Source organism: Selenomonas sp. FOBRC9 (assembly GCF_000287655.1).
Taxonomy (GTDB): Bacteria; Bacillota; Negativicutes; order Selenomonadales; family Selenomonadaceae; genus Centipeda; species Centipeda artemidis.
The window spans coordinates 21,305-32,647 of sequence record NZ_ALJR01000009.1; the positions used below are offsets into that span (position 1 = coordinate 21,305).

At 52.9% G+C, this 11,343-nt stretch carries 11 protein-coding genes; 9 read left to right on the forward strand and 2 right to left on the reverse strand.

Translation table 11 applies throughout. The features are described 5' to 3' along the window. Nucleotides 1-19: 19 nt before the first annotated feature. The 6 genes from HMPREF1147_RS02375 (at nt 20) to HMPREF1147_RS02400 (ending at nt 7,261) form a co-directional block, all read left to right on the forward strand. A complete protein-coding gene (locus tag HMPREF1147_RS02375) occupies nt 20-1,234 on the forward strand; it encodes an argininosuccinate synthase (RefSeq protein ID WP_009348648.1) in 1,215 nt (404 codons plus the stop codon). Next, nucleotides 1,231-2,655: an argininosuccinate lyase gene (gene argH / locus HMPREF1147_RS02380; RefSeq protein WP_009657543.1), complete on the forward strand. Its 1,425-nt coding sequence runs from the start codon at nt 1,231-1,233 to the stop codon at nt 2,653-2,655. Before HMPREF1147_RS02375 ends, argH begins: the two co-directional genes overlap by 4 nt. A gap of 114 nt (nt 2,656-2,769) precedes the next feature. Further along, the gene (locus HMPREF1147_RS02385; RefSeq protein WP_009348652.1) at nt 2,770-3,276 is read left to right on the forward strand and encodes a hypothetical protein; all 507 of its coding nucleotides are present in this window, start codon (nt 2,770-2,772) and stop codon (nt 3,274-3,276) included. Nucleotides 3,277-3,618: 342 nt separating this feature from the next. Then, nucleotides 3,619-5,307, forward strand: coding sequence for a ribonuclease J (locus HMPREF1147_RS02390; RefSeq protein WP_009657551.1), 1,689 nt, complete (start codon nt 3,619-3,621; stop codon nt 5,305-5,307). 155 nt (nt 5,308-5,462) lie between these two features. Continuing rightward, a complete protein-coding gene (locus HMPREF1147_RS02395; protein ID WP_009657548.1) occupies nt 5,463-6,317 on the forward strand; it encodes a transketolase in 855 nt (284 codons plus the stop codon). Between the two features lie 2 nt (nt 6,318-6,319). Then, the gene (locus HMPREF1147_RS02400; protein ID WP_009657556.1) at nt 6,320-7,261 is read left to right on the forward strand and encodes a transketolase family protein; all 942 of its coding nucleotides are present in this window, start codon (nt 6,320-6,322) and stop codon (nt 7,259-7,261) included. A gap of 259 nt (nt 7,262-7,520) precedes the next feature. Here the strand turns inward: HMPREF1147_RS02400 and xerC are convergent, their stop codons facing one another. Then, on the reverse strand, nt 7,521-8,627 hold the full coding sequence (gene xerC / locus HMPREF1147_RS02405; RefSeq protein WP_232208033.1) for a tyrosine recombinase XerC: 1,107 nt from the start codon (nt 8,625-8,627) through the stop codon (nt 7,521-7,523). A gap of 304 nt (nt 8,628-8,931) precedes the next feature. Between xerC and HMPREF1147_RS02410 the strand changes: the two genes are divergently transcribed. Together HMPREF1147_RS02410 and HMPREF1147_RS02415 are read left to right on the forward strand one after the other, a co-directional pair. Beyond that, nucleotides 8,932-9,135 (forward strand): hypothetical protein, encoded by a 204-nt coding sequence (locus tag HMPREF1147_RS02410; RefSeq protein ID WP_009657555.1) that lies wholly within the window; start codon nt 8,932-8,934, stop codon nt 9,133-9,135. Next, nucleotides 9,125-9,556 (forward strand): DUF2335 domain-containing protein, encoded by a 432-nt coding sequence (locus HMPREF1147_RS02415; protein WP_009657539.1) that lies wholly within the window; start codon nt 9,125-9,127, stop codon nt 9,554-9,556. Before HMPREF1147_RS02410 ends, HMPREF1147_RS02415 begins: the two co-directional genes overlap by 11 nt. A gap of 304 nt (nt 9,557-9,860) precedes the next feature. Here the strand turns inward: HMPREF1147_RS02415 and HMPREF1147_RS11555 are convergent, their stop codons facing one another. Then, on the reverse strand, nt 9,861-10,610 hold the full coding sequence (locus tag HMPREF1147_RS11555; protein WP_083839946.1) for an Abi family protein: 750 nt from the start codon (nt 10,608-10,610) through the stop codon (nt 9,861-9,863). Between the two features lie 31 nt (nt 10,611-10,641). Here HMPREF1147_RS11555 and HMPREF1147_RS02420 point away from each other — a divergent pair. Continuing rightward, a partial coding sequence (locus HMPREF1147_RS02420) for an IS256 family transposase (RefSeq protein ID WP_037351037.1) occupies nt 10,642-11,343 on the forward strand: 702 nt, incomplete at its 3' end.

Genomic DNA, 11,343 nt, shown 5'->3' on the forward strand with positions numbered 1-11,343 from the left:
TTTTAAGGAGTTGTTTTTCATGGCAAAGCAGATTAAAAAAGTAGTTCTCGCGTATTCCGGCGGTCTGGACACCTCGGTTATCATTCCGTGGCTCAAAGAGCATTACAACGGCTGCGAGGTCATCGCCGTCTGCGCCGACATCGGGCAGGGGGAGGAGCTTGCGCCCGTACACGACAAGGCGCTCGCCTCCGGTGCGTCGAAGGTGCATATCGTCGATCTTACGCGGGAGTTCCTCGAGGAGTATGTGTGGCCGACGCTCAAGGCGGGTGCGGTCTACGAGGGAAAATATCTGCTTGGCACCTCGTTTGCACGTCCCGTGATCGCAAAGGCGCTCGTCGAGATCGCAAAAAAAGAGGGGGCGGATGCGATTGCCCACGGTGCGACGGGCAAGGGGAACGATCAGGTGCGTTTCGAGCTGACCGTCAAGGCGCTCGCTCCGAATCTTGAAATCATCGCGCCGTGGCGTGAATGGGATCTCGATTCGCGCACGGCGGAGATCGAATACGCGAAGAAGCACGGTATCCCCGTTGCGACCGAGAACAAGACCTACAGCATGGACCGCAATATTTGGCACCTCTCGCACGAAGGCTCCGACCTTGAGGATCCCGCCAACGAGCCGAAGAACAGCATGTTCCTCATCTCGTGCGCGCCGGAGGATGCGCCGGATGCGCCCGAGTACGTCAGCGTTTCGTTTGAGAAGGGCATCCCTGTCGCCGTGAACGGAGAAAAGCTCGGCGCGGTGGAGCTCCTGACGAAACTGAACGAGATCGGCGCGCGCAATGGTGTCGGCATCGTGGACATCTGCGAGAACCGTCTCGTTGGGATGAAGTCGCGCGGCGTCTATGAGAACCCGGGCGGATCAATTCTCTACTACGCGCATCGGGAACTCGAATACCTCTGTCTCGACCGTGCGACATTCCATTACAAGGAGAGCGTCGCCATCCGCTACGGCGAGCTTGTCTACGACGGCATGTGGTTCTGCCAGCTCCGCGAAGCGCTCGCGGCGTTCGTTGACAGCACGCAGGAGACCGTGACGGGCGAGGTGCGGCTCAAGCTCTACAAGGGCAACATCATCTCGGCGGGCGCAGCGTCGCCGTACTCGCTCTACAGCAAGGAATTTGTCACGTTCGAGCATGACGACGTATACAATCAGGCGGACGCAACGGGATTCATCAATCTCTTCGGACTCCCGCTCAAGGTGCGCGCGCTCATGCAGGAGGCGCAGGGCAAATGAGTGAAAAGCTCTGGGGCGGACGCTTTGCCAAGACGACGGACGAGATGATCAACGAATTTCAAGCGTCCATCGGCTTTGACCTCCGCATGTACCGCGAGGACATCGCGGGGTCTATCGCCCATGCCGCCATGCTCGCGCACGTCGGCATCATCTCCGCGGCGGATCGCGCGTCCATTGAAAAGGGGCTGCGTGACATTCTCGCGCAGATCGACGCGGGGACATTCGAGTTCAGCACGGCGCTCGAGGATATTCACATGAATATCGAGAAACGTCTCACGGACGCGATCGGCGACGCGGGCAGCCGTCTGCACACCGCGCGCAGCCGCAACGATCAGGTCGCGCTCGATACGCATATGTTTGTGCGCCGCTCGATCGTCGAGGTACTGGATCACATTCGGGAACTGCAGGAAGCACTTGTGGAATCGTCGGAGCGTCACCGTGAAGTCATTATGCCCGGCTATACGCATCTCCAGCGTGCGCAGCCGATTCTCTTTGCGCATCATCTCATGGCGTATTTTGGAATGCTTGCACGCGATTTTGAGCGATTCCAAGGCATCTATGCGCGAGCGGATATCATGCCGCTCGGTGCGGGGGCGCTCGCGGGGACGACGCTGCCGATCGATCGTGCGTTTGTCGCGAAAAAGCTGAACTTTGAGCGCATCTACGTCAACAGCATGGATGCCGTCAGCGACCGCGACTACATTCTCGAATTTCTCTCTGCGGCGTCCATCCTCATGGTGCATCTCTCGCGGCTCTCGGAGGAGATCATCCTGTGGTGCTCGCGCGAGTTCTCCTTTGTCGAGCTAGACGACGCGCACTGCACGGGATCGTCCATGATGCCGCAGAAGAAAAACCCCGACGTCTCTGAGCTCGTGCGCGGCAAGACGGGGCGCGTCGTCGGTCACCTCATGGCGACGCTCACCGCTGTCAAGGGACTGCCACTCGCCTACAACAAGGATCTGCAGGAGGACAAAGAGGGACTGTTCGACGCGATCGACACGGTGAAGTTCAGCCTCTCCGTCTATGCCCGGCTCATCCGCGGGATGAAGGTACGCGAGGACGTGATGCGGCGTGCGGTCGAAGAGGACTTCTCGAACGCAACTGATCTTGCCGATTATCTCGTGCGCAAGGGAGTGCCATTCCGGCAGGCGCACACCGTTTCCGGCAAAGCCGTCGCCCTCTGTATCGAGCGCGGTATTTGGCTCGGCGATATGGCGCTCGAGGACTATCGGATGCTCTCGCCGCTCTTTGACGAGGACATCTATGACGCGATCCGTCCCGAGACGTGCGTTGCGGGGCGCAATTCCTACGGCGGCACGTCCTACGAACAGGTGCGGATGCAGCTCGCGGCGGCCGGGGAACTCATTGCGTCGGAGAAGAGCGTGTGCACGTCTCTAGCAGAGAAGCAGCGGGTACTTTGATTCATCACTTTTTTATGATGAACTGCTCAATATACATGAAATATAATGACGTACTAAGAGACGTCTAAAATGGCAAAAGTATGATGGAAGTATACGCGGAAAGGAGGATTTACCATGAAGAAATATGCATTTCTCGCCGCAGCGCTCGGGCTGTCGCTGACATCCGCAGCCATGGCGGCGCCGATCAATCACATCGGCACGCATCACACTGCCGTCGGCGTTGGGACGAAGGAAGCCTTCATTGAGCACAAGGCGACGGATGAGCTCACGATCGGCGTCTCGCGCAATGACCGTGACGAATACGGCAATCCGAAGGATGCCTACCTCCAGTACAATGTGCTTGACCAAAATATCCGCCTGATTGGCGGCTATCGCTGGAACATGAAGCAGTCGGGGGATAAGAACAACGCCTTTGCAGGCATCGGTCTCAGTACGCCGACCGTGCTCGGGTTCAACGCCTATGCGTCCTATGTGGCGGGCAAGGACTTCAACGAGGCGCAGGTCGGTCTCAACAAATCGCTGATTGCCAATCTAGACCTTAACGTGAACTATCACAACTTCAAGCCGGATCACGGCAGCCGTGAAAACGGCGTCGGCGTCGGCGTCACGATGCATTTTTAACATCGAAAAAGGTATTGATAAAAGGCATGTCCTCGCGCGGGACATGCCTTTTATAAATTTTATTTGCAAAGTTGGTATCGTAATGGTAGAATAACGACTAAGTGAATGGATCGGATAATTTTATATGCCGCTCTCGGTATCGCTATGCGGTCGTCTCTTTTCGTAGCGATAGGGGCGCGGCTTTCTCCCATCTGTGGCGACAAATGGAGGAGATAATTACCTTGTCGCCGGTTTTTTCGTGCGGATGAATTCTGATTTCATGATCGATATTTGCAATCATAATATTTTTTCACATGGGATCAAGTGAACGGAAATCCCATAGTTTTTTTGGAGGTGCTTTTTTTGGCGTTAAATCATAGCGGCAATCGCGGGAAAGATGCGCAGAAGGTGCAGATCATACCGCTCGGCGGACTTGGCGAAATCGGAAAGAACATGACCGCCATCCGCGTGGACGACGAGATCATCGTCATCGACTCGGGACTCATGTTCCCAGAGGAGGATATGCTCGGCATCGACCTCGTCATCCCGGACATCACCTATCTGATCGAAAACAAGGACATGGTGAAGGCGATCGTCCTGACGCACGGACATGAGGATCATATCGGGGCGCTCCCGTATGTGATGAAGCAAATCCCCGTGCCGGTCTACGGCACGCGTCTGACGCTCGGTATTCTTGAGGGGCGTCTTAAGGAAAACGGCGTCGATTCGAGCAATCTGCACTCTGTGATGGCGGGGGACATCATCAACATCGGATGTTTCAGCGTGGGCTTTATCCGTGTCAACCACTCCATTCCCGATGCGGTCGGGCTTTCCATCAAGACGCCGGTCGGCATGATCGTTCACACGGGCGACTTCAAACTGGACTATACGCCGGTGGACGGGCAGATGACCGATTTCCGCCGTTTCTCAGATCTTGGCAACAAAGGAGTGCTCCTACTACTCGCGGACAGCACGAACGCGGAGCGCGAGGGGCATACGCCGAGCGAGCGTACGGTTGGCGCGGCACTGGACAAGTCGTTCCACAATGTGCGCGGGCGCATCATCGTTGCGAGTTTCTCCTCGAATGTGCACCGCATTCAGCAGGTCATCGACACTGCCGTCAAGTACAAGCGGCGTGTCGCCGTGCTCGGGCGCAGCATGGAGAACGTGGTCGGCATCTCGCTGGAGCTCGGCTACCTCACCGCGCCCGAGGGTACGATCATCAGCATCGACGAGGTCAATAATTTTCGCCCCGATCAGATCGTCGTCGTGACGACGGGCAGTCAGGGCGAGCCGATGTCCGCGCTTTCACGCATGTCGACCTCGGATCACCGCAAGATCACGATCGTCCCGGGCGACACGGTCATCATCTCGGCGACGCCGATTCCGGGCAATGAAAAGCTCGTCTCCAAGACGGTCGACAACCTCATGAAGCTTGGCGCTAATGTCATCTATGGGCGCGATAAGGGCATCCATGTATCAGGGCACGGCAGCCGCGAGGAGCTCAAGCTGATGCACAACCTCGTGCGTCCGAAATTCTTCATGCCCGTGCACGGCGAGTACCATCATCTCGTACAGCACGCGGAGCTCGCGCGCGAGCTCGGTATGCCGAAGGAAAATATCTTCATCAGCGAGAACGGTCAGATCCTCGAGTTCACGAAGGAAAAGGGGCAGGTCGCCGGGCGCGTGCAGGCGGGCATGGTCATGGTGGACGGGCTCGGGGTCGGCGACGTGGGCAATATCGTTCTGCGCGACCGTCGTCAGCTTTCTCAGGACGGCATTCTCATCATCGTGGTGGCGATGGATCGCCAGTCGAACCGTGTCGTCTCGGGACCCGATATTGTCTCGCGCGGGTTCGTCTACGTGCGCGAGTCGGAAGCGCTGATGGATGAGGCACGCGCACGTGTACAGCAGGCGCTCGATCGCTGCGAGGACGAGAACGTCCGCGAATGGTCGGCGATCAAATCGAACGTGCGCGACGCGCTCAGCCGCTATCTTTTTGATAAGACGCGCCGCCGCCCAATGATTCTCCCCATCATCATCGAAGTGTAATCAATCGGAAAACCGTCTTGCGAGGGGGCGGTTTTTTATTTTGTCTGTATACGAGGGAGATTCCTATGATGTTTGGGCTTGCGTCTATGGACAAAAAGCGATAGAATCAGATAGGATCACATGAGGCTATTTGTTCTTGACCGAGGAGGAGTTTTATGACACCAACTGAGAAGAAAGAACTGCGGCTTTTTGCGGTAAAGGTGCGCGAGGGCATCCTGCGCGGCACTCATGCGGCAAAGAGCGGACATCCGGGCGGATCGCTGTCGTCCACTGAGTATTTTACATATCTGTATAACAAAGAGCTGCGCGTCGACCCGAGGAACCCGCAGGATCCGGCACGCGACCGCTTTGTCCTCTCAAAAGGGCACGTTGCACCGGGGCTTTACGCCACGCTTGCAAATCGGGGATTCTTCCCCGTGGAGGAACTGCTGACGCTCCGTCATATCGGGTCTCGCCTGCAGGGGCATCCGAATATGAACCTCACGCCGGGGGTTGACATGTCCACGGGATCGCTCGGGCAGGGCGTCTCGGCGGCGGCGGGCATGGCAAAGGGGGCAAAGTATCTCGGTCGGGACATCAACGTCTATGCGCTGCTCGGCGACGGCGAGCTGGCAGAGGGACAGGTGTGGGAGGCAACAATGTTCTCCGCGCACTACGGACTTGACAATCTCTGCCTGACCGTTGACGTCAACGGACTTCAAATCGACGGTGCGACGAAGGACGTCATGAATACAGCGCCAATTGATCAAAAGTTCGAAGCGTTCGGCTGTCATGTGGTAACGATTGACGGGCATGATTATGACGCACTCGAGGGTGCGTTCCGCACGTTCCGGGAGAATCACGGCAGCGGGAAGCCGACCGTGATCCTCATGCGGACGGTGAAGGGCAAGGACATCTCCTTTATGGAGAACAATGCGGGATGGCACGGCAAGGCGCCGAACGACGAGGAGCTCGCTAAGGGACTGGAAGAACTCGCCGCAATTCGCAGACGCATCGAGGAGGAGGCATGACCATGGCGGACGTAAAGAAAATCGCAACGCGTGACAGCTACGGCAATGCACTTGTGGAACTCGGACAAAATCATAAGGACATTGTCGTACTCGATGCCGATCTTGCGGGGGCGACGAAGAGCGGGACGTTCAAAAAAGCGTTTCCCGAGCGGCATTTCAACTGCGGCATCGCCGAGTGCAACATGGTCGACGTCGGTGCAGGACTCTCGACGATGGGGCTTGTCCCCTTTGTCTCCACGTTTGCGATGTTCGCGGCGGGGCGCGCCTACGAGCAGGTTCGCAATACGATCGGCTATCCGCATCTGAACGTGAAGATCTGTGCCACGCACGGCGGCATCTCGGTCGGTGAAGACGGTGCGTCGCATCAGTGCTGCGAGGATTTTGGGCTCATGCGCACCATCCCCGGAATGACCGTCATGTGCCCTTCGGATGATGTCGAAGCGCGCAAGATGGTTCACGCGGCATACGAGATGGAAGGTCCCGTCTATATCCGTTTTGGACGTGCCGCAACCCCCGTCTATCATGACGAGTCGTTCACGTTCACCGTCGGCAAGGGAGAGGTCGTGCAGGAGGGGGCGGACGTCGCCATCATTGCGACGGGCATTCTCGTTCCGGAGGCAATTGAGGCGGGAATACGTCTCGCCGCGCAGGGAATCAAGGCGCGCGTTATCAATATGGCGACGATTAAGCCGCTCGACGAGGAACTCGTCGTCAAGGCGGCGTGTGAATGCGGCAGGATCATTACAGTCGAAGAGCACAACATCATCGGCGGACTCGGCGAAGCGGTCTGCGCCGCCGTTGCCGAACACTGTCCCGTGCCTGTGCACCGCATCGGCGTGAACGACGAATTTGGTCACTCGGGACCCGCTGCCGCGCTGCTTGAGCAGTTCGGACTCACTGCCGATCATATCGTGGAACAGACGCAGACGTTCTGCAAAAAGTAAGATCAAATCACTGCGGCGTCCTCATTGCCGGAATGGGGACGCCATTTTTGATTTGGGATCGCATATTTACACGTCGGTAGTAGATGTACACGGCGCGTCGGCGCGTGCGATATGTTTTTGCAGGATAAAAATAGACAATTTAAGGCGAATTGTTTATAATGGCATAATGATTTTAATAAGCCCTGTAACCATTGGTATTCAATGATTGCAGGGCTTGTTTTTATGGATTTGTCTACAATTTGCCTACAAAGTGCCTTGTCTACAAAATCTTATCTGTGAGGGCGGCAGTCTCTTTTTGCATGGCCACCGTGTCGTGCGTGTATAGGTTTTGCGTTATCGTGGCGTCTGCGTGACCGAGACGCGCCGCAACGTCAACAGGCTTTGCTCCCGCCTCGATAAGGCGAGTAGCATGAGTATGCCTAAAACTATGTGTGTTCAATCCTAATGTTCGCAGGCGTTCTATGAGGGAAGTACGCTGTACGGGGATACCGAAGCGATCGGTACAGACAAGAGAACGCTCTTTTGCATTCTGCGGGGCGGCCTCCTTGCGGGGAAGTAAATACAATGTTCTGCTGTCCGGCATTTCGTAGGCGATCTGATACACGATACCGAGCTTGAGGCGGTATCCATTCTGAATAGTCCGCCATTGTTTCAGCGCAGATAGAAGTGTGGTGCCGATGTAAACGGTACGGGCGCTTGTGGCGGTTTTCGGTGTATCAAAATATGCAGGCGCGTCACTTGTGGCAGGGCAAAGCTGGCGGGATACCGAGATGGTCTTTTTCTCAAGCGATATGTCGTCCCATGCAAGACCGAGCACTTCCCCGAGCCTCATGCCTGTATAGTAAGCTATCATGATAAGGATCCGATACCGATGCGGAAATGGGAATTTTGCCAGCAACTCACTGAATTGTTCCTTGCTGATAATGGTGCGCTTAATCACCTTCTTTGCGGCTGTTTTGGGAATCTTTATGTACTCTGTCGGATTCGTCTGTATCAGTTCGGATGGATAAATGGCATACTTGAATGCAATGTGCGCAACGCGCATAACGGCGGATATTGTCCCGTGTGATAATCCTTTTCCCGCAAGCTCTTTGACCATGCGATCAATATCACGGGGGCGTACGTCCTGCAGCAGCATCATTCCAACGTACGGGGACATATATGCCCTGTATTGGTATTTATAGATTTCGTATGTCCGCTGCTTCGTGCTCCCTTTAACGACGTTCTCAAGCCATGATGCCACGAATTCATCCAACGTGACCTTTGCGCTCGTGATGCCGACGTTGCCGGTTTTCCACGCTGCATATGCCGCCGTCCCCGCGTCAAAGGCTTCCTGCTCGGTGGCAAAGCCGCCTTTTTCCTTCATCCTGCGGGGCTTTTTGGATATGTCGAAGCTGTAGGAATACGTCTTGCCGCGTTTGCGAACTCTGATTTTTGCCATAATAAAACACCTCCGGGGTTGTAAGGGATAGCAAACGCTCCGAAAGTGTGATATACTGTTCCTGCTACGGTGAGTATATCCTTCGGGATGCTTGCTCGATCCGTCCTCTGTGTTGGTAGCATAGAGGGCGGTTTTTCACTCATGGATGCAAATAGAACGCAATAGAAGTAAATAGAGAAATTTTGACGTTGACAAATTGTGCTATAATCAATTTAGGAGGTGTTACTTTATGGAAAAGGGATATGTTAGCCTGCTGTTTTCCGAGATCGGATTCTTGAAGGGCATGGCATCCGTTTTTGATATGGGCGCAACGCTGAACACCTACAATGAATCCTCCACGCCGGAAGAAGCTGATCGTAATGCTTTGGCGCATGATTGGCGTGTTGTGGGGAATGATCTGCGCAACGCAATGAGCATGGAATATGGGCAGTAATAAAAAGCAAAGAAATGATGCTGTTGTAAAGCAGAATCAAGGTGTAACATATGCGGGACACTTTGAAGGCCCCTTGCCGCCGCCTGTTCATTTGGCAGACTATGAGGAGATATGCCCGGGTGCCGCAGATCGCATCATAACGATGGCTGAGAATCAAGCGGGGCATCGTCAAGATATAGAACGACGTGTTATTAAGTCGCAATCTATAAACAGTCTTGCAGGGATTATCTGCGGTTTTTTGTTAGGGCTTGCGTCAATAGGTGCCGGCACATGGATCGTTATAACGGGGCATTCTCTTGAAGGTCTCGGGACAATGTTCATGGGGATTGCCGCCTTAGTAGGCACATTTGTTTATGGAAAACGTGCCAATGTAAAAGAGATCGTTGAAAAACAAAAACTGGTGGATCAGTTGAAACGCTGATTCTGTTATCCCGCTCGTGATGCGCCAACATCGCGGGCGGTTTTTATTTGGAAAGGACTAAACGTATGATGCTAGTTCTTTTTATAGTCCTTTCGTAGTCCTTTTGCGGCCGTAAAGCCTTATATATCAAGGGGTTACAGCGGACAACGTCAAAGATGTAAACTATACTTTAAGATATTGCCGTCAAAAATGTAAAGTATACTTTGACACATCAAAAAATGCAGAAATTGAGGTATCGAAAATATGAAACATCAAAAATCGCGGATATTTGTATCTCAATGTGGGGAGATATAAAATTTTGTGGTTAGATATGCTCAGCATCATGTTGAATTAGAGGAGTATCTTGCCAATTTTTAGGAAAGCCTAGAAGTTGAAGGACATCATCGGACGCTAGCGTATTTAGCTTGTTATCCAAGCGTTTTATAAGTTTGCGAATCTTATTATGTACGGTTCCATATTCTGAAATACTTAAGAAACACTGAAGAGATATAAATACCGAAAACACATCGCGACGCTTGTCAGTGGAATGAATACTATACTTGTCATGTAAAGGAGCCCAATAATGGCTGTCACCTCGACAAGAAAATTCAACTAAACGATTGTTGTGAGCACAGACATTACGTACCTCATGTATATTTTTGATAAATGTGTTCATTGTTTCGGCAGGGAATTTTGTAGTGTTCGGCAGATGTTCTTGAACAAAAGACATCATATCCCGAGCAACCATAGTCTGTAGATTTGTTGGAACAGATGAAAGCATATTTCGCAGTGTTCCAAAATCTAAAAAATTGATAAGAACCCATATAGGGACATTTCTATATCGCTTGACATAATGACAGATGCTTGATTGGGGATTATATTTTCGGTGTTGGTCGATAATGTTGGATAGCTTTGCGATGGTAGATATAACAGAAAGTGTTTTCGCTGAATCGTAAGAAGAGATATTCAAATAGGCATAAGGCTGGTTTCCATATACTTCAGCAAATCTGTGAGCGAAGAGTGTGTGAAAGAAATTCTGTAAAAACTTCTGACTCGAAGGAATAAGGACTTCTATGGTAAAATCAAATCATGGGAGGTCTTTGTTTATGGCAAAACAACAAAAAGAAGTTCACAAAGTCAAAATGACCGATGGGAAAAGAGCGATCATTCAGCAGCTCTTTCAAGAGTATGACATTGAGAGCACATCCGACATCCAAGACGCACTAAAAGACCTGCTGGGTGGAACCATCAAGGAAATGATGGAGGTGGAAATGGACAGCCATTTAGGCTACGAAAAATCCCAACGCTCCGCCAATGAGAACGCTCGCAATGGGTACAAATCCAAGACATTAAACAGCAGCTATGGGAGCGTTCGGATTGAAGTCCCCCAAGACCGGCAGTCTTCTTTTGAACCACAGGTGGTAAAAAAGCGGCAGAAGGATATCTCTGCGATTGATCAGAAAATCATATCCATGTATGCCAAGGGAATGACTACGAGACAGATTTCCGAAACGATCAATGACATCTACGGTTTTGAGGCATCGGAAGGATTTGTATCCGACGTAACCGATAAGATTCTGCCCCACATTGAGGAATGGCAGAACCGCTGCCTTGTCAGCGTTTACCCGATCGTTTTCATTGATGCCATCCATTTTTCCGTGCGTCAGGACAGCATCGTAAGCAAACTTGCGGCCTACGTCGTTGTAGGGATTAACGATGCCGGGCGAAAAGAAGTCTTAACCATTGAAATTGGAGAAAATGAGAGCAGCAAATATTGGCTTGGCGTTCTTAACAGCCTAAAAAATCGA

What these genes read in the sequence shown, in the direction of transcription:
- HMPREF1147_RS02375 (WP_009348648.1), top strand. Translation starts at nt 20, where the DNA reads ATGGCAAAGCAGATTAAAAAAGTAGTTCTCGCGTATTCCGGCGGTCTG.
- argH (WP_009657543.1), top strand. Translation starts at nt 1,231, where the DNA reads ATGAGTGAAAAGCTCTGGGGCGGACGCTTTGCCAAGACGACGGACGAG.
- HMPREF1147_RS02385 (WP_009348652.1), top strand. Translation starts at nt 2,770, where the DNA reads ATGAAGAAATATGCATTTCTCGCCGCAGCGCTCGGGCTGTCGCTGACA.
- HMPREF1147_RS02395 (WP_009657548.1), top strand. Translation starts at nt 5,463, where the DNA reads ATGACACCAACTGAGAAGAAAGAACTGCGGCTTTTTGCGGTAAAGGTG.
- HMPREF1147_RS02400 (WP_009657556.1), top strand. Translation starts at nt 6,320, where the DNA reads ATGGCGGACGTAAAGAAAATCGCAACGCGTGACAGCTACGGCAATGCA.
- xerC (WP_232208033.1), bottom strand. Translation starts at nt 8,627, where the DNA reads ATGAAGGAAAAAGGCGGCTTTGCCACCGAGCAGGAAGCCTTTGACGCG.
- HMPREF1147_RS02410 (WP_009657555.1), top strand. Translation starts at nt 8,932, where the DNA reads ATGGAAAAGGGATATGTTAGCCTGCTGTTTTCCGAGATCGGATTCTTG.
- HMPREF1147_RS02415 (WP_009657539.1), top strand. Translation starts at nt 9,125, where the DNA reads ATGGGCAGTAATAAAAAGCAAAGAAATGATGCTGTTGTAAAGCAGAAT.